The sequence below is a fragment of the Paenibacillus phytorum genome (assembly GCF_013141715.1).
Taxonomy (GTDB): Bacteria; Bacillota; Bacilli; order Paenibacillales; family NBRC-103111; genus Paenibacillus_E; species Paenibacillus_E phytorum.
The window spans coordinates 23,101-41,391 of sequence record NZ_WHOA01000023.1; the positions used below are offsets into that span (position 1 = coordinate 23,101).

An 18,291-nucleotide genomic window follows, 5' to 3' on the forward strand; every position below is an offset into this window, starting at 1 on the left:
AGCGCTGAGAAAGCAGAATATGTGTCTAAATTCATTGAAAAATAGTCATCTATGAAACCTGAAAAGGTTTCTTTTTTTTGTTATGATTTGGTAGAATATAAGAATAGATTTGTAATGCTGGGGAGGGGGCTGTACGTTGCTGGATTTTACATTTGAGATTGTTGACGAGTCGACTATTAATACCAGAATTTTGTATGCTAACGAATGGTTCACTTTCAATATATATGAGAAAGATCATGTTTGGACACTTCATCCCTTTGATGGTATGTTAATACGGAATAAAGATATGTGTCAGCTTGTGATTAATGAGCTGCTCAAAAATAAATATTTTCATGTCATGTGCGCGAAAGAGAATATCCTATTGTCAGAGTTGCGGACGACAGTAGATTTAAGTAATAGAACGAGCATGTCTACACCTAGACCTACTCCTTCACCTAGAGAAGAACAACTGGATGAAGAGCTTCCCGACGATATGAAGTCATTTATGGATTATCATACCTTGGATGAAATTTTAGACATGGAGAAACAAATTATTCATAAACGAATGACTTTTTACAAACAAATGTTAGAGGCCATGTTCATGCAAGGGGCAGGACCGGCGGACGAGGAATTTATTCAGATTCAATCCATTTATGTGATGTGGAAAGGATCGTATGAGAAATTGAATGGGTTAAGCGATCAAGATTTGTCTGGTGGGAAGAAGAGATGGTAGTATAAAGGGAGATTTAAATACCAAAGAGTACATGTTCAAAAAGCCGTAAGGCTTATTTTTTTGCCTATCACTTGATTACAAAGGAGTACCAGATGAGCATTCCCAAAATTGAAACACCGAAAATCCCCAAAGAAATACCTGCCATTACACTGCCGAACGAGGAAATGCAGCCGGAAGATAGCTTTCATACGGGTCTTATAAGTGATTGTATCATTGACAATCAGACCGCATATAAAGTCGCTTTTGATAAAGTGATATTTCGTAATGTCACCTTCACACGGATATCGATGAAAGACATAGAGCTAACAGATGTTATTTTCGAGAAATGCGATCTATCCAACGTTGATTTTGGTGAAGCTACGATCCATCGGACTGAATTTAGAAACTGCAAAATCATGGGCATTGACCTGACAGAAGCAACCGTACGAAACGTCTTATTTCATACATGCTTGGCCGACTATGCAACCTTTCGTATGGCTAACTTCAAGCAGATTGTTTTTCAGGAGTGTTCGCTTTTAAATGCTGATTTCTACGAATCCGCGCTGCAAAAAGTGTATTTTGATAACTGTCAGCTGGACCGAGCACAATTCACGGGTGTGAAGCTTGCAGGAATTGATATCAGTAGCTGTGAATTTACAAGTTTAGGTGTGAGTATAGAGGATTTGCGCGGCTGCATCATTTCGAGAGGACAAGCTTCTGTTTTTGCAAGTCTATTCGGACTTATATTAAAGGAATAAGGGGAAAATAATAAAGGAGATTGCTCCGGCAGCCTAGTATATCCGTGAAATGAGGAGTTAACCTTGAAATTCGGCTTTGATATCGATGATACACTTATTAATTTAAGAGAACATGCCTTTCATATTTATAACCATAAGCTAAAGCAAAATATTGGCTTGGACGCGTTCCACGCCTTAACGACGATGGAAATTCACAGTGCCTTCGGTTTGACGAAAGAAGAAGGAGGTAAGCTGTGGTCAAGCCTCCGTGATGACATTTATTATTCTCAGTGTCCTTCTTTCCCCTATGCCGTAGATATCTTGCAGGAATTAGTACATCAAGGTCATGAGGTCTACTATATTACGGCAAGGGCCAAAGAGCATACAGACCGAACGGAAAAATGGTTAATAGCCAATGGTTTCCCGGTGGTTGAGGGACATTTTTATTGTGGGATGAGTGATTCCGAGAAAGTACATATTATTGAAAAACTGAACTTGGATTATTATTTTGATGATAAACCGGCCGTTCTGGAAACCTTGTCTCACCTCCCATTGAACTTATATGTGAAAGATAGATCGTATAATCAGCACTTGGACCTGCCTCGAATTGTATCTTGGGATGAACTCCGAGAAATTATAAAATGAAACAAAGCTGAACTCCTAAATGTTATGGGGTTCAGCTTTTTTACTCATTTAACTAGATTTACAATAAACACAAGTGTAGATAATCATCCAATGACATTCTTCCCTTAATGTCAGTCTTGTAAGGATAAACTTTCCATAAGGGTAGAGGAGATGAACTAATGTTAAAGAAAAATGCTCTGATGGTCGTCCTAGTGGCCGTAGTAGGAACAAGTTTACTTGCTGGCCTAGGTGGAGCACCAAAACCTGCCGCAGCTGCGAGCAACATGGTACCGAATTATGAAGTGAAGCTTCTCCTTAATCCAAGCGCAGTTCTTGGATCAGATTTTAAACTTACAAGCAGCGTAAAGAGTGCATTTGGCATGCCTGATAGCGTGACCAAAATGAACGTCCAGTTCCTGGATACGAACGCCAAGGACATTTATAACAATGGGTGGAGTCCAAGAATTCGTAAGACAGAGGGGGATAACGACTTCGAGCTTACCTACAAAAAGCGCTATGCAGTTATTGGCAACGATATTAATGGTGCCTTAACACTGGCAAACCAACAAGGCTTTGATTCCAGCGATACAGGCTACGAGGCGCAAGTCGAGTGGGGATATCAGAAAAAGACACTAAGTATCACACGTCCAAAGACAGGTACTAAATCAGGCTATAGCGGTATGGATCTCCCAAACCAGACCGATTCCCGCAGTCTTCTGATTAACAATGCACCTGATAAATTTAATAATTGGCTCTACAGTGGTTGGGGGACTAGCAAGCTTTCCTCTTCCCGTGTCTATGGTCCGGTTCTAGCTAAACGTTCAATCGGAACATGGAGCGGCCAACAGCTTTATATCGAAGTGTGGCCTATTCTAAATGCAGCTGGTACGGGAACTGAATACGTTGTTGAAGCTTCATTTAAAACAAATAGTGAATCGACAGCATCCAGTAAGCATGATGAACTAATTACCTATCTGCAAAGTAAAGGATGGTTCCTCGCACAAGATTCACTGAAACACAGCTAATCATGGATCGGTATTAAAAAGATTGTCTGTACGATACCGACCATAAAACGAACCATGAACTAAGATCAAGGACTAGGGACTATGAATAAAGAATCAAGAACCGTGAACGAAGAACCGAGAACCCAAAAACCAAAAGCCAAGAACCAAAAACAAGAACCATGAACCAAGACCGAGAACCAAGAGCCAAGAGCCAAGAGCCAAGAGCCCAGAACAATGAACCGAGAACCGAGAACCGAGAACCGAGAACTCAGAACCCAAAACCAGGAAACCAGGAAACCAAGCATCCAACCCCCAACCCCCAACCCCCAACCCCCAACCCCCAACCCCCAACCCCAACCCCCAACCCCCAACCCCCAACCCCCATACCATAAATCCAAACTTGATCACCTTTCAACAAAGGTGGTCTTTCGCTTCCAGTTCACTATGCTCACTATCCCTTTAACTCAGAATGAAAGCAGACATGAATGTAGGAATGAATGTATGCATGCATGTTTGTAAGTAAGTATGTAAGTAAGTATGTGAGTAAGTATGTAAAATAAGTATGTAAGTATGTATGTACGTACGTACGTATGCATGCATGTTTGTAAGTAAGTATGTGAGTAAGTAAGTAAAGTAAGTATGTAAGTATGTATGTACGTATGCATGTACGTATGCATGTAAGTAAGTAAGTAAGTAAGTAAGTAAGTAAGTAAGTAAGTATGTAGGAACGCATTATCAAGTTGTCGTTCAATTGAAACTAAGTTTTATTTCTATAATTACAAAAAATTGAATAGCCAAATAGAATACTACTCTTTGTCTAATTAGTAGCAAGCGGGTTTGAAGCATAGTTGAACTAAATGGGCAAAAATAGGTATGTTTTTTGAAGAAAGGTTTTGTCGATAACTAAATTCGTCTAAGTACTTTTGCAAATGTTTGGGTCCGAGGCCATGGAAGGTGTTATTTATCCATTTACTAGCTTGTTTAGCGAATATAAGCAATGGGCGAAGTCGTGTTGGGGTATAAAAACCTGTAACAATCTCAATATTTTGGGTATCGGATTCTATGTGCTGTTATTGGAAGGCTGTTGTTTCAAAACGAGGAATATGTCTTTCTTTTGGATTCGTAAGAAGTACGTGCTTTATTTTGAGGTAGGTAGATTCATTCCATTCATTAACTGATGAGCCTATGAGAAGAAGGTGCTCTTGCGGGTGTTTGCGAACAGAAGGATTATAAGGACGTCCATAGATAGCCGAATTAATACAAACTGAGCCCGAAAGCGGAGTTTGATTATCGGAGCTATGAATCATAGAACGGATTTTATATAAGATTAGCCAGGCAGTTTTATAAGTAACCTTAATAAATTTAGAAAGTTCGATTGCAGTCGTACCTTTATTTGAACGGGAGAAAAGAAAAAGAGCCAGCATCCATTTAGTTAGTTCAGTTCGGCTTCCCTCCATAATTGTCCCCGATATAAGAGACGTTTGATGGCGACAGTGACAGCATTCGTAAAGCGGAAGACGACGGGTAGTTATCACATAAGCATGACTGTGTTTACAACGCGGGCAGCTAAAACCTTCAGGCCACTTAGTATGAAAGATATACTCGATGCAAGTACTATCAGTGGAAAAATGATTTTGAAATTGATCAAGTGACATACTTGCAAAATTCATATGCATCTCTCCAGTTATATCGAAATAGGAATGTGTGTTCTACTAATAATATACCAAACGTATGATCTTATTTCAAGAGAAAATGGAAATATTTGATTTAGAAATGAATGATTTTCTAGTTTCTGAGTAATGGGGATAGTGTCCATAGAGGTGGTGAAAAGTTGGGTTGGAGACAAGTGAGGTGTCGTGGGAGGGAAGATAACAATGAGATGAGATACAGGTACGCAGTCAGGATAGGATAGGAAGTGACAAATTGTGTCTGGTGAAGGTTGTGGTGGGAAAGGGAGTGTGATGCGGAGACGATGGGGTGTAGAGATGAGTAAATATGGAATGGATGAGACGCACGTGGGTAGTAGCAATGATGATAGTAGAAGTGTGAGTAGATAAGGAATGGATGAGATGTACATAGGAAGTTGCAATGATGATGGGTTGCAGCGTGAGAAGATATGGGATGAATGGGACGCACGCGGAAAGATGCTAAGAAGATGGGTCGCAGGCGTGAGATGATATGAATAGGACGTACGTGGAAAGATCCTAAGATGATGGAGCGCAGGCTTGAGAAGATACGGAATGGATGAGATGCACGTGGAAAAATCTGAGATGATCGGTCACAGAAGCGAAGACGCAGGGGACGATGTGCCCAGATGTGAGCGGATACTAATGATGGGGATAACTGAGCAGGCGTAAGTAGGTTAGACCCATTGGGTTCAGTCACGATAACGATATGGACGCGCATGGGACGGGACACAAATGATTGGGGAAGAGATAGATTAACATAGGAGATGAACGTATGACCGTTGAGTGGACTTGCTGTATGGAACGTGTCTTCTTTTTCACTCCATGTCCGCATAAGGTAGTACTAATTGATTTGAGTGGCTAGGGGAGGGAATGGGATGCTGCTAAGGCGACGCTGGAGAAGCAGACCTACAGGGAAAACAAACCGCAAAAAGGTGCTGTTGATCGGTCTTCTCATCTTTGTCTTATTTGGCGTGCAGTTTTTTATTTTCGTGGAACGCAATCTTAGACCTCCGCTGATGAATTTGGCAAAAGTACGCATCAAGCAGATAGCAACACAGGCGATTAATAGTGCTATTGCGGATCATGTGGCTGGAAGTACAAGTGCGGAGCAGTTAATTGATTGGAAGATGGATAAAAACGGTAAAATAACAGGCTTCATGCTTAATTATAATGAACATATGCGTATAACTGCAGATACGATTAAAACTGTGCAAGGTGAACTGAAGGATTTGCAAAGTATATCAGAACATATTCCGGTTGGGCAAGCGATGAATAGTGCGATTCTTTCCTCATTTGGCCCTGATATTCCGATTCGGCTGCTGCCAGTTGGGACTGTGAAGGTTGATCTGAATACACGTTCTCAAAATGCGGGAATCAATATGGTTATGTTTGAAGTGTATGTTCGCATTATTGCTGAAGTATCGGTGATTATTCCCTTTGATTCTGATACTGAAATTGTGGAAACAGAAATTCCTATTTCATATTCTCTCGTGGTTGGGGATGTCCCTACGTACTATTATGATAACAAGGGTAAACCTGTGGGCAGTAATAAGGATGCGAGTCCACCGAGTTTATCGCTGCCTAGCATTCCGAATTCGGGAACTACAACAACACCAAAGGCAGAAGGAGTTTCAACGCAAGAAAGCAATACACAAAAAGAACCGCCCCAATAATGGAGCGGTTTATTTTTTCTTTTTCATCCGATCTTCACGTTCCCATTTGCGAAGGGAGGGGTAAGGATCGAAGCTCCATTCGGTTAGCCCATTATCACGATAAAGCCCAAAATGAAGATGCGGTGGGAATTTACCTGATGTTCCCGGCTTACCATAACCAGAACTACCCACCCAGCCGATGGTTTGTCCAGGCTTTACAATATCATTTTCTTTGATTCCTTTTTGATAACCAGAGAGATGGGCGTAGTAATGATAAATATTGTTCACATCTCGAATACCAATCCGCCAGCCTCCGTAGGGATTCCAGCCTTTAATTTCCACAATGCCATAGCAAGTGCTTCGTACTGGAACACCATAACCAGCAAATAAATCTGTTCCTTCATGGGAACGATGCCCGCCCCATCCGCGGCTGTCCCCCCATGTGCTGCGGTAGGAGTAGTCCGCGGTCACTGGCAGTGGAAAAGCATGCTCGTAAGCATCGAGGGTACCTAGTGTGGCATAGATTGTAGCGAATTGCTTGATACGTTCAACACTGCGCGAGTTTTGATAATAATTCCACAAGTTAATTTGTAAATTTTCTTCTTTGTGGCCATTATTGCTCATTAGTGTGGCCATAGCTGCTAGTACGTCTAAATCATTGTTTCGATCAGCGATGCCGTCACCTGAACCATCTCGCCCGTACCCATGAAAGAAGGAGATGCTTCTTGGATTCGTATCTTGCTGGTCTGGATTCAATAAGCCGACCCAATCTGCTTCAGGGAAGTAAATGCTGGTAATCCCTTGATGCATGGGTCTTTTTTTCGCGATATTCATGGTTCTTTCGTACTGATCAACTGCGGCAAGGTATGCCCATGGAATGCCTGACAAGATGCTTGTTTTTTCGAATAGCTCTTTCCGCTCTGTGTTTAAGTTCGGGTTAACTTTTGACGGAGCTGCGGCAAATAATTGGTCAGATGCAGTGGCATGGGATTCAGCACTGCCTGAATGAGTCCCGGATTCGATTGCTGATAGGAGGAGGCTAAGAACAAGAACCCGCGACCAAAACGGTCTGCTTTTCATCTCTATCATCCTTCCTGAAATGTTAGTTCTTAGGATGTACTCTTCTACGAATGTTTATCCCTGCATCTTTCGTTGTTATCCGATTTTTGCTATGATGCCTGTAAGAGGTGAGGATAGTGAGTTTTAATCATAGGGATGAGCATGTGGACGATAGTATGCTGTTAATTCAGGCTAATTTGGATGATATGAACCCGGAGTGGGTTTCTTATATAATGGATAAGCTTTTTGAAGTAGGTGCGAACGATGTATTTGTAGTTCCTATCATTATGAAGAAAGGCAGACCAGGGATTATGCTGAATGTGCTGGTTGAAGATGAACGACTCTCTGTTGTAGAGGAAGTTATTTTTAGCGAGACAACGACACTTGGCATCCGGTATATGCACGCTTCCTGTCATAGATTGGCTAGAGAATTCGAGCAAGTGTTAACACGATGGGGACCTTTAACGGTAAAAGTCGGTTATCATCAGGGGGAAATGGTACAATATGCACCAGAGTTCAAAGAATGCGAACAAATTGCTAAGGAGCATCAAGTTCCTTTGAAGCAGGTATACGAAGAAGTTAGGATGCAGTTTGTGCAGCAAAAAACAAAAAACGTCTCCTCCTGATTCGAAGGAAGAGGCGTTTTTGGCATTTTATAAATGGTTCCCGTGAAGACTCATGTATGGTGCGGATGTGTGTGTGAATGTTCATGTTGGTGGTGATGATGGTCATCATGTGTATGTCCATGACTATGCTCATGTGCAAGGTGCTCGTGGCTTACTTGCCATTTTCCAATATAAGGATCTACTTTGCCGACTACGACGCGAAGCACATTAGGTTGATTAGGTAAATCTCTTGTACCTGCACCGTAACCGATGGTATCAACGATCATAGGAGGAAAGCTTTTGGAGAACTCGTCCACGATTCCGGAAATAATTCCGGCACCAGTTGGCGTGGTCATCTCTAGGTTATAGTTAGTTGAAGCAATGGGTAACCCTCGCATCATTTCCAGTGTTGCCGGAGCGGGTACGGGATAAATACCATGATCGATATGTATCGTTCCTGAACCTAGTGGTACTGGAGAGGCAAAGATGCGCTCGACTTGTAGGGAGTCAATGGCTAAGGCCACACCTACGATATCAACAATGGAGTCAATGGCTCCGACTTCGTGGAAGTGTACTTTTTCAACGGGAATGCCATGGATTTTGGCTTCAGCAATACCGATCTTTTCAAAGATAGCTAAGCTGAGAGCTGTAACACGCTCATTGAATCCTGCCTGTTGAATGACTTGTACGATTTCTGAGTAATGACGATGGTGTTTCGGCGGATACTGTGGGTCTAGAATGACATCTAGCTTTAAGGCGGAAATTCCGCGCTTGACTACGCGCTTCCATTCCAACATGTACGGCTCTAGCTTGATTTTGGTAAGCTCTTCTTCAATGTAAGTTCGATCTGCTCCCGCATCTACTAAAGCACCAAGGGTCATATCGCCGCTGATTCCTGAGAAGCAGTCTAAATATAAAATGCGCATTGTAGGATCTCACGCTCGTTTCGACATATTTTTGTTGATGAGCCCTGCATAGTAGCCGGCTCCAAAGCCGTTGTCGATGTTCACTACTGAGATTCCTGGTGAGCAGCTATTTAGCATCGACAACAATGGGGCGATACCTGCAAGATTCGCGCCATAACCGATGCTTGTCGGCACAGCCACGATCGGTTTGGCTACTAGCCCGCCGACGACGCTGGCGAGCGCGCCTTCCATGCCGGCAACGACCACAATCGCGTTTGCACCGCGAATGAGCTCCAGCCGGCGGAAGAGCCGGTGAATGCCTGCTACACCCACGTCGAATATGCGTTCAACGTGGCTGCCTAGGCATTCTGCCGTAAGAGCCGCCTCCTCGGCCACGGGGAGGTCGGAGGTGCCTGCGCACACGACGGCGATATAGCCGTCGTGGACTTTAAGCATGGGTCGCTTAAACCAGGTCAGCGACCTCGCCGTTTCGTGGTAGGTGACACCTTCCACGGCAGCGGTAACATGGGCGGCTTTGGCCGCGTCTACGCGCGTAGCGAGCACGCGGTCGGTGTGTTCCATCAGTCGCCGGAAAATCTCCTCGATTTGCTCGGCGGTCTTGCCTTCCCCGAAAATGACCTCGGGGAAGCCCGTACGCTTCTCGCGATCGATGTCGAGCTGAGCAAATCCAAGATCAAGGTTAGCTGGGCCTGCGGCACTGCCTTCCTTGATGATTTGCTTTTTGGCTTCTTCTACGTCCAGATCGCCCGCCTGGACGAGCTTTAGGATTTTCTCTAAGTCCATCATAAGGATGCTTCTTTCACCTTGTCTTTCGTCTCCTTGGACAGTACTTCGTTCATGCTGCCCGTGCGGTAACCTTGTAAATCGAGCGTCACGTAAGTGAAACCGAGCTTGCTGAATTTTTCATAGATCGCATCGCGGTGTTCAACGACTTTATGAATCTCATCCGGCATAACCTCGATCCGGGCAATCTTCTCATGGTGACGTACGCGCACCTGATACAATCCAAGCTGGGACAAGAAGTATTCGCCTTCATCCAGTTGGTCGATTTTCCACTTCTCAATTTGCGTCCCGTAAGGGATACGAGAAGACAAGCAAGCAAAAGACGGTTTATTCCAAGTACGGAGTCCTAGCTCTTTGGAAAGCTGTCTGATCTCGTCTTTGGTCATACCGGACTCCTGCAAAGTACTACGAACGCCTTGCTCGTTCTTGGCTTGTAGACCCGGTCTATAATCACCAAGATCATCCATGTTCGAGCCATCAAGAATGTAGGGGTACCCTAACTCTTTGGCTAGTTGCTGCAAATGTGAATAAAGTCCCGTTTTGCAATGGTAACAGCGATCTGGATTGTTAGCGACGAAATTCGCATTCTCTAGTTCCTTGACCTCTGTTTTGTACAGTGGGACACCGATTTGTTCTGCTAGTTCAACGGCCGCATCGAATTCCCGAGAAGGGAATGTTTCGGATGCTGCAGTGACGGCTAAGACTTGATCACCGAGCTCCTGCTGCGCACGTTTGAGGACGAATGTACTGTCAACCCCTCCGGAGAAGGCGATTAATACTCGGCCCATACCTCTTAAAATTTCTCCAAGCTTGCGGTCTTTCTCTCGTGTTACTTCTTGTATGCTCATGTTTCTTCCCTCCCATACAGCCTTTACGTGATAGGTTAAGCTGTTTTGGCCATCTTGATAAGTGTATCATAACTGACTGGCAAAGTGGATTGTTTTGTCAGTCATTCATGTTATAATAACAAGAACGAGAAACCAAATAAAAGGCGGGAATTATAGTGCCTCCAAAGCCATTAGAGAGAAAACCAGACTGGTTAAAAATCAATCTCAAGACAGATGAGAATTTTAAAGAAATAAAGTCAATGATGCGTTCCAAGACGCTGCATACGGTTTGTGAAGAAGCCAAATGCCCAAACATTCATGAGTGCTGGGCCAATCGTACAGCCACTTTTATGATTTTGGGCGATATTTGTACCCGAGCATGCCGATTCTGTGCAGTCAAAACAGGGCTTCCTACCGAGCTGGATCTTGAAGAGCCAGAACGTGTAGCTGATGCCGCTTTACAAATGGGACTGCGTCACTGTGTCGTCACTTCCGTAGCGCGCGATGATTTAGCTGATGGCGGCGCAATGATATTCGCTGAGACCATCAAAGCGATACGCCGCAAATTGCCAATGTGCACAGTCGAAGTGCTGATCCCAGATTTCTTGGGTCGGGAAGAGTCACTGGCTACGGTTCTAGAGGCTAAGCCTGATATCTTGAACCATAATATGGAGACTGTTGAGCGCATGTCAGACCGCGTCCGCTCGAAGGCGAAATATCGCCGTTCTCTAGAACTGCTGGAGCGTTCGAAGCGTATTGCTCCGAACATCCCAACCAAATCCAGCGTCATGATTGGTGTAGGCGAGGAGTGGGACGAGCTGCTGCAAACGATGGAGGATTTACGCGCAGTTGGCTGCGACATAATGACGATTGGGCAGTATCTGCAGCCTTCTACAACGCATTTGGCTGTAGCCAAGTATTATACGCCTGAGCAGTTTGCTATTCTCAAAGAAGAAGGTATGAAACGTGGCTTTAAGCATGTTGAGTCGGGACCATTGGTACGCAGCTCGTACCATGCTCATGAGCAGGTTCAAGCCGCATCGAACGTTTAAATTAACGAACGGATCATAGAAAGGAGAGCTTCCTACCATCATGATTCATATTGCAAATAAAACATACGAGCTCGTAACAGACCATAAGAATGGCTGGAATTTTGAAGTTTTTAAAGAACGCTTTAGCGAAGTATTAGAGCGATACGATTATATTGTCGGCGATTGGGGTTACAGCCAGTTAAGGCTGAGAGGATTTTTTAAAGAAATCCATCCTAAAGCGACAAAGGAATCATCCATCGCCGCTCTTCAAGATTACTTGAATGAGTACTGTAACTTCGGCTGCGCGTATTTCATTATCGAAAAAGTGAATGGCACAAAGCAGCAAGTGCCTTCTGAAGTGATTACAACCACTTCTTAATGTAGTGAAACCAAAAGACGCCTCTCATTCTCCAACGGAGTGAGGGGCGTCTTCTTCTTGTTTATTTCACTTCTAACCCAACAAAAGCTTCCCGAACCCTATTCCAGAAAGGAAATGGGCGGAATCTGGCAAACTTAACTTTCACGTTGGCTGCTACACGGCAGCGGATAGAAACAACGTCGTTTCGCTGCAAGTATAAGTGATCAAGTGATAAAAGCATATTCTGCTGCGCCTTGGGATAAATGTCACAGTGATGATGCTTCGGTAAAATCATGGAAGAACCGAGTGTGCGGTAGACCCTATTGTTAATCGAGGCAATCTCTGCAATTTGAATGGCTTCGAGCGAAGGGTGGACCATTGCTCCGCCTAAGCTTTTGTTGTAAGCAGTGCTGCCAGCAGGCGAGGAGATACAGATTCCGTCACCGCGGAACATTTCGAACATTTCGTCGTTAACGTGAAGTCGAGCGACTAGCGATACTTCGATTCCTCGTATGGTAAATTCGTTGAGCGCTAGATGCGTCTCGGAGCCCTTTTCTGTCGTAATTTCAATTTCTACGACGGGGTACTGCACAACACGCAGCTCCTCGGGGGTGGTGACGCTGAACATCAATGAAGCTAGATGATCCAGCTCATCAGGTTTCCAATCTGCGAAGAAACCTAAGTGTCCTGTATGGATACCAACGAAAGCGATGTGATCAAGCTGCTGCACATATTTATGAAAAGCTTGCAGCATCGTCCCATCTCCGCCAATAGAAAGGACAATGTCCGGATTTTCTTCATCTCTCGGCATGCCATGCTGTGCGGCGAGTTTGTGAAACCGCTCTGTCAGCCCCTTGGAGATGTCATCGCCTCGTTCAATGACGTTGTATTTCAATTTGTTTCCTCCTAAGAGTTTTGCTTTAGCAAAACTATCTTCGTAAGCATAAGCTGAGTTTTGCTTTAGCAAAACTTTCTTCGTAAGCATTAGCTTGTAATCGAGCAATATTTATCAATGTCCTGAAGCATTGATTCAGGAGTATGTCGGAATTCGGCGGCAACCCGATAAGAATCATTACTGAAATTCGTCACCCTAATAATTTCACCATAGGCGGTAATAGGATGGGGATACCCGGGGAGAATGAAGCTGAATTCCAGAAATAAGGGAAAGAAAAGCCGATTCGTCGTAACGAAAGAAAGACCGCTCGCGCTAATATCAAGCAGTTGTCCGGAAAAGGCGACTCCCTTGCTTGCGGATAAGCCGCGAATGCCAACAATGCGCAGAGTGATCGGTGTTCGAAGGGAGAGCTTAGCTCGGCTATACCTTCTGTTCTGATGATGATGAATTTCTTCGGGAATGGATAGCGAGAGGTAACATATCGTCTTCTTTAATTCAAGTTGAATTAAATCGACATAGGCGTAATATAAAATTCCACGGTCTTTAAAAGAAAACTCAATGAAAGAAATATGCTCTAATTTGTCGAATGGAAAAATTCCGGATAGTTCTAAACAAACGGTGAATGAAGCTTCACCTATTTTATCAATGGAGAAATTTTCTTCATAGCAAAAAGGCGACCCATCTTTACATTCTCCGACAATGATCAAATGACAATCCGTATTCGGTGCGATATATGCCAATTCCAGTGCCTTATTCCAATCCATAGCATCACCAAGTGGTTAGATTTGCATTCACGAACGCATGCACATACCGTAAGTTCTCTATTCATAATAATTTATAAAAGAAAATAAGAAAAGCCCCAAACGGGGCTTTATCTAGGAATTCGCGTATTTACTGCCACGATAATGTACTGGTGACTAAGGAAAGTTCAAAGGAATGTGCGAAGTTAGATGAGATGGGGCGCACGCGAATAGAGAAGTGAGGCCCATGAATCAGATGGGACGGAATGGTCGCTTTATAGCTTTGCATCTGTTCAATCAGTTCGCCAATAGGTTCCATTGGAATAATTTTTTGCTCCCATGTTTCGCCATTTTCCTCGTAATAAATGACTTCTACTGCCGTATCTTGCGGCCATATGGGGCCGAAGTGAACTTGGGTCGTAATTTCCTTCGATGATGGCTTTATCTCGTTTAACGGCACTTCCGTAGATAATTTGGCAGAGCGATCATCGATGCCAATGATTTTGACGTGATACCAGTTTGAACGGATGAACTGTTTGTAATCGGCAACCTTAGTTGCAACATCATAGTGATTAGAAACAAAGAGTCGGGCTCGCTGAGACGTCGGCAAATAGGTGAGCTCTGTGTAGTCTTGCACCATGCGATGCGTGTTATAGACCGGGCTTAGCGATTGAATAGAGCGCTTCATGCGGCGGATCCATTGATGCGGGAGTGTTCCTTGATTGTAGTACAGTGGAATAATTTCTTTCTCTAAAATGTGATAGATGGCTTGTGTGTTTTCTTTCTCTTGTGCAGCCCAGTCAGCCGCTCCTGTGGAACCGATAGCCCAGCCGTTCGCACCGTTGTAGCCTTCCTCCCACCAGCCATCGAGTACACTAAAATTAAGTACCCCGTTCATGGCGGCCTTTTGACCGCTCGTTCCACTGGCCTCAAGAGGTCTACGGGGGTTATTTAACCATACGTCTACCCCTTGTACGAGGTAACGGGCCATATTCATGTCATAGTTTTCGAGAATAACGATTTTTCCGACGAATTCTTTCATTTGCGAAACGCGATAAATTTCACGGATAAGCTCTTGACCTGGGTAATCTGCAGGGTGAGCCTTGCCCGCAAAAATAAATTGTACAGGTCTCTCGGGATCATTGATTATCTTCTTAAGCCGGTACAAATCATTAAAAATGAGATTAGCTCGCTTGTAGGTCGCAAACCTTCTGGCAAATCCAATGGTTAATGCCTTGGGATTCAAATACTGTCTGACTTCCTCGATCCGCTCTTCTGTTTCCCCATTGCGCTTGCGCTGCTCGAACAAATTTCGTCTGGCGTAACGAACTAGATCTTCTTTCAGTTGTTGATGCACTTTCCAGATGGACTCGTCTGGAATGACCTCGATTTGCGCCCACTGGTGCTTATTAGCTTGTTCTTCCCGCCATGAACCAGGCAGGAAACGATCAAGCAGTTCTTTCCATTGCGGCGCTGTCCATGTATCCAGATGGACACCATTCGTAATGGAACTAATGGGAACTTCGCTCGCATCGATATGACCGTGAAATTCTTTGAACATTTCTCGGGAGACTTGACCGTGGAGCTTACTGACCCCATTGCGCAGTCCGGCTGTATTCATAGCCAAATGGGTCATATTGAATTGACCCGTATGGTGATCGAGCCCTAATGCTACAATGTCCTGTTTGTGCCGTGACAGCTCACTCAGGAGAGGCCCGAGATAGTGTTCCACCATCTCGATGGAGAATGTGTCATGCCCCGCAGGTACAGGCGTATGGGTAGTAAATACAGTGGCTGAGCGAACGGTTTCAACCGCCACATGAAAGGGAAGACCTAGATGCAGAAGCTCCTTCAGTCGCTCCAGCGTGAGGAAAGCCGCATGCCCTTCGTTAATGTGGTACACGTTGGGGTAGATGTTAAGCCGCCGAAGCGCCTTGACGCCCCCAATGCCAAGAACCATTTCCTGTGCAATCCGCGTATCTTGATTGCCCCCATACAGCTGAGCGGTCAGTTCTTTGTCCGCTGGATTGTTGGCTTCATGATCGGCATCCAGCAAAAAGATCGAATTACGACCGACACGCACACGCCAAACCTGTAGGGTGATGGCGCGACCAGGCATATCAATGGAAACGACGAGCTGCTGGCCATTTTGCAGGACAGGTTCGATCGGAAGCTTGGTGAAGTCATACGGATATAGTTCACTTTGCTGACCGCCGGAGGCATCAATTTTCTGCGTGAAATAGCCTTTTTTATAAAGAAGTCCAACACCGATCAAAGGGATACCCAAATCACTTGCAGATTTCGTATGGTCACCTGCTAAGATTCCCAGTCCTCCTGAATAAATCGGCAATGATTCATGAAAGCCGAACTCCGCGGAGAAGTAAGCAATTTGTACATGACCCTGGTCCGGATGCTTCTCCTGAAACCAAGTGGTGCCGTTCATATAAGCATCGAATTTGGCAATTACTTGTTGATAGTTTGCTACAAAATCTTGATTTCCGCTAAGGGCCTCGATCTGTGAATTGTCTAACAGGTGAAGTAAACGAACAGGATTATGGCCACATTGATCCCACTTTGCAGGATCCATTTGTGCAAAAAGCTGCAAGGCGTCATGGTTCCAACTGAACCATAAGTTGAATGCTAACTCAGTTAAACGCTCAATCGTTGGAGGCAAAAGTTTCGCTTCTTGGGGGAAGGATGCTTGCATATCTGGATGTTCTCTCCCTTTATCATCATGATCGTGATTACCCATATTATCTTGTTCCACCAACCTTTTCATACACCAGTTTAAGTAAGGAATATGCAGCAAAGAGTCCGACAATGACAGAAATAGCACCAAGGAAGACCGTTCCGCTAATTGGCAGCATAAGCCTTAAATAGCTAAGAACAGGAGAAGCCGAATCATATTGAGGTAAGAAAACGGATTTGGTTTCACGAAAAATCTGCATAGGCTCCCAAAAAACGAGAACAATAGCAGCTGAGAGCAAGGCATGGATGAAGCGAGCGGTGACGAATGGCAAATAACGCAGATTCGTGTGGCTTAATAGGCTAACTATTTGAGCATGAACGGACATGCCGCCCCATGACAAAATGAAAGCGCCGATAGCCACTTTGCTGGAGAGCGCGAGCGACGCTGGAGCATTCCCGGCAGCCTTCGCCCCGAGTGTCACCTCAAACAAACCATTCATTACTGCTTGTGATAACTCATGGGGGAGTCCTGTGATTTGCAGGATGGAGGCTATGAGCAGGTAGATCGCATTCATGACTTTAGCTGCTGTTAAGACTTCTAAAACAACAGAGAAGAAGACAACTAATCCACCTACTACGAAAATCAAGCTGAGCGACTGAAGAATGGACTGACTCAGTAGTGTGCCTATGGATCTGCCGTCGTTGATTCGAGCGCTGTGCATCGCTTCAAAAGCACGCTTCCAGACCCCGCCTTTGCTCTTAGTCTCCTGCGCTGTAGGCAGGCTCTTCCTGCCGTGAAATCGCATCATTAAACCTATAAGCACGGATCCTCCGTAATGAGCAACAGCCAAGACCATTGCCAAAGAAGCATCGTGGAAGAAGCCTATCGAAACGGCTCCGATTAAGAAAATCGGATCGGAGCTTGTTGTGAACGCAACGAGTCGTTCACCTTCCTCCCGGTTGACAAGCTTCTGCTCCCAGAGCTGGGAGGTCAACTTAGCGCCGACCGGGTAACCTGCAGCGAAGCCCATGGCCATTACGAAGCCACCGATGCCAGGGATACGAAAGACAGGACGCATCATCGGATCTAGCAGCATACCGAAGAAATGAACGATACCGAAGCCAAGCATAATTTCGGATATGACGAAGAAAGGGAAAAGTGCGGGAAAGAGCACATCCCACCAAATGGAAACGCCGCGCAAGGCTGCTTGAAGACCGTCATGAGGGAACGCAAGTAAGCATAGAATAATGGCAACAACAACAAAAGACATGAGTAACGCAGCCGTGAAATTTCGTTTCCGCATGAGATTGGATACCTCCTCCTACTCAACTATATGAACGGGATGGGACATACATGCCGTCCCAAAATACTTAGACTTTGGTACTGTTCATGGTCTGGTTTTATGGTAAAATAGAACTAGTAAAGTCTTATATCCTAGGCAGCGGGAGTGATTCAAATGACAGGTGTCATTGCTGGTTTGGTTGTATGTATGTTCGTATTTGTCATTCGAGAAACGCTCATGCATGCAGGGGATGAGGATTTAGAAAACTATTAAAGTGATTATGAATAGCGAGGTTTACCCTAATGTCAGAAAGTGATCGCAGCACGTTGTACGAATTGATGGGGGGAGCGGAGACGGTACGCCGACTCGTGGAAGCCTTTTATCCAAAAGTTCAGCAGAATCCATTGTTATCGCCTCTGTTCCCTTCCGATATAGGACCAGTTATAGATAAACAGTTCATGTTTTTAAGTCAGTTTTTTGGTGGTCCAACCTTGTATTCAGATACGCATGGACATCCGATGATGAGAGGTAGACATATGGCATTTCCGATTACAGTAGAACGTGCAGATGCCTGGTTAAGCTGTATGTCGGAAGCCATGGTAGAAGTAGAACTACCGGCTGATTTACGGGATTTTTTACTTGAACGTCTTAAAGGCTCTGCCTATCATTTTATAAACACATCTGAAGGAGAATAGTTCTT

20 protein-coding genes are annotated in these 18,291 nt (G+C 44.5%); 10 read left to right on the forward strand and 10 right to left on the reverse strand.

Translation table 11 applies throughout. The annotated features are described in order from the left end of the window. The first annotated feature begins 136 nt into the window (after positions 1-136). From GC098_RS03190 to GC098_RS03205, 4 genes are all read left to right on the forward strand, one after another. Entirely contained in the window at positions 137-712 is a 576-nt protein-coding gene (locus GC098_RS03190; RefSeq protein ID WP_171640911.1) for a hypothetical protein, read from the forward strand. 92 nt (positions 713-804) lie between these two features. Beyond that, positions 805-1,449 carry a pentapeptide repeat-containing protein gene (locus GC098_RS03195; protein ID WP_171640913.1) on the forward strand — a complete coding sequence of 215 codons (645 nt, stop codon included), beginning with the start codon at positions 805-807 and terminating at the stop codon, positions 1,447-1,449. A 63-nt stretch (positions 1,450-1,512) separates the two neighbouring features. Continuing rightward, positions 1,513-2,073: a 5' nucleotidase, NT5C type gene (locus GC098_RS03200; RefSeq protein ID WP_171640915.1), complete on the forward strand. Its 561-nt coding sequence runs from the start codon at positions 1,513-1,515 to the stop codon at positions 2,071-2,073. 158 nt (positions 2,074-2,231) lie between these two features. Then, positions 2,232-3,077: a hypothetical protein gene (locus GC098_RS03205; RefSeq protein ID WP_246358395.1), complete on the forward strand. Its 846-nt coding sequence runs from the start codon at positions 2,232-2,234 to the stop codon at positions 3,075-3,077. Between the two features lie 800 nt (positions 3,078-3,877). On the opposite strand, the gene GC098_RS41450 is transcribed toward GC098_RS03205, so the two are convergent. Further along, positions 3,878-4,054, reverse strand: coding sequence for a transposase (locus GC098_RS41450; protein ID WP_171640917.1), 177 nt, complete (start codon positions 4,052-4,054; stop codon positions 3,878-3,880). A 72-nt stretch (positions 4,055-4,126) separates the two neighbouring features. Beyond that, positions 4,127-4,726 carry a transposase gene (locus GC098_RS03215; RefSeq protein WP_171640919.1) on the reverse strand — a complete coding sequence of 200 codons (600 nt, stop codon included), beginning with the start codon at positions 4,724-4,726 and terminating at the stop codon, positions 4,127-4,129. A gap of 555 nt (positions 4,727-5,281) precedes the next feature. Between GC098_RS03215 and GC098_RS40715 the strand changes: the two genes are divergently transcribed. Together GC098_RS40715 and yunB are read left to right on the forward strand one after the other, a co-directional pair. Continuing rightward, positions 5,282-5,413 (forward strand): hypothetical protein, encoded by a 132-nt coding sequence (locus tag GC098_RS40715; RefSeq protein WP_281366899.1) that lies wholly within the window; start codon positions 5,282-5,284, stop codon positions 5,411-5,413. Positions 5,414-5,619: 206 nt separating this feature from the next. Next, entirely contained in the window at positions 5,620-6,417 is a 798-nt protein-coding gene (yunB, locus tag GC098_RS03220; RefSeq protein WP_246358396.1) for a sporulation protein YunB, read from the forward strand. A 9-nt stretch (positions 6,418-6,426) separates the two neighbouring features. Here the strand turns inward: yunB and GC098_RS03225 are convergent, their stop codons facing one another. Next, positions 6,427-7,485, reverse strand: coding sequence for a M23 family metallopeptidase (locus GC098_RS03225; protein WP_376773823.1), 1,059 nt, complete (start codon positions 7,483-7,485; stop codon positions 6,427-6,429). Between the two features lie 107 nt (positions 7,486-7,592). Between GC098_RS03225 and larC2 the strand changes: the two genes are divergently transcribed. Next, a complete protein-coding gene (gene larC2 / locus GC098_RS03230) occupies positions 7,593-8,081 on the forward strand; it encodes a nickel pincer cofactor biosynthesis protein LarC2 (RefSeq protein ID WP_171640923.1) in 489 nt (162 codons plus the stop codon). A 50-nt stretch (positions 8,082-8,131) separates the two neighbouring features. On the opposite strand, the gene larC is transcribed toward larC2, so the two are convergent. From larC to larE, 3 genes are read right to left on the reverse strand one after another with little or no spacing between them, the layout of a single operon-like run. Then, a complete protein-coding gene (larC, locus tag GC098_RS03235) occupies positions 8,132-8,986 on the reverse strand; it encodes a nickel pincer cofactor biosynthesis protein LarC (RefSeq protein WP_171640925.1) in 855 nt (284 codons plus the stop codon). Between the two features lie 9 nt (positions 8,987-8,995). Then, positions 8,996-9,772, reverse strand: a complete 777-nt coding sequence (gene larB, locus GC098_RS03240) for a nickel pincer cofactor biosynthesis protein LarB (protein ID WP_171640927.1) — start codon at positions 9,770-9,772, stop codon at positions 8,996-8,998. Continuing rightward, the gene (gene larE / locus GC098_RS03245) at positions 9,769-10,617 is read right to left on the reverse strand and encodes an ATP-dependent sacrificial sulfur transferase LarE (protein ID WP_036632720.1); all 849 of its coding nucleotides are present in this window, start codon (positions 10,615-10,617) and stop codon (positions 9,769-9,771) included. Before larE ends, larB begins: the two co-directional genes overlap by 4 nt. A gap of 155 nt (positions 10,618-10,772) precedes the next feature. Here larE and lipA point away from each other — a divergent pair, with 155 nt between their 5' ends. Next, complete coding sequence (lipA, locus tag GC098_RS03250; protein ID WP_171640929.1) at positions 10,773-11,648, forward strand: lipoyl synthase; 876 nt, start codon at positions 10,773-10,775, stop codon at positions 11,646-11,648. Positions 11,649-11,688: 40 nt separating this feature from the next. Further along, positions 11,689-12,006, forward strand: coding sequence for a YutD family protein (locus tag GC098_RS03255; protein WP_047681416.1), 318 nt, complete (start codon positions 11,689-11,691; stop codon positions 12,004-12,006). 61 nt (positions 12,007-12,067) lie between these two features. Here the strand turns inward: GC098_RS03255 and GC098_RS03260 are convergent, their stop codons facing one another. The 4 genes from GC098_RS03260 to spoVV form a co-directional block, all read right to left on the reverse strand. Then, positions 12,068-12,880 carry an NAD kinase gene (locus GC098_RS03260; protein WP_171640932.1) on the reverse strand — a complete coding sequence of 271 codons (813 nt, stop codon included), beginning with the start codon at positions 12,878-12,880 and terminating at the stop codon, positions 12,068-12,070. Between the two features lie 89 nt (positions 12,881-12,969). Next, positions 12,970-13,644: a flagellar brake protein gene (locus tag GC098_RS03265; RefSeq protein ID WP_171640934.1), complete on the reverse strand. Its 675-nt coding sequence runs from the start codon at positions 13,642-13,644 to the stop codon at positions 12,970-12,972. Positions 13,645-13,771: 127 nt separating this feature from the next. Continuing rightward, a complete protein-coding gene (gene glgP / locus GC098_RS03270) occupies positions 13,772-16,399 on the reverse strand; it encodes an alpha-glucan family phosphorylase (RefSeq protein WP_246358397.1) in 2,628 nt (875 codons plus the stop codon). Next, positions 16,374-17,612, reverse strand: a complete 1,239-nt coding sequence (gene spoVV, locus GC098_RS03275; protein ID WP_171640936.1) for a dipicolinic acid transporter SpoVV — start codon at positions 17,610-17,612, stop codon at positions 16,374-16,376. Before spoVV ends, glgP begins: the two co-directional genes overlap by 26 nt. A 281-nt stretch (positions 17,613-17,893) precedes the next feature. Here spoVV and GC098_RS03280 point away from each other — a divergent pair, with 281 nt between their 5' ends. Then, positions 17,894-18,286 carry a globin domain-containing protein gene (locus GC098_RS03280; RefSeq protein ID WP_171640938.1) on the forward strand — a complete coding sequence of 131 codons (393 nt, stop codon included), beginning with the start codon at positions 17,894-17,896 and terminating at the stop codon, positions 18,284-18,286. The last annotated feature ends 5 nt before the right edge of the window (positions 18,287-18,291 follow it).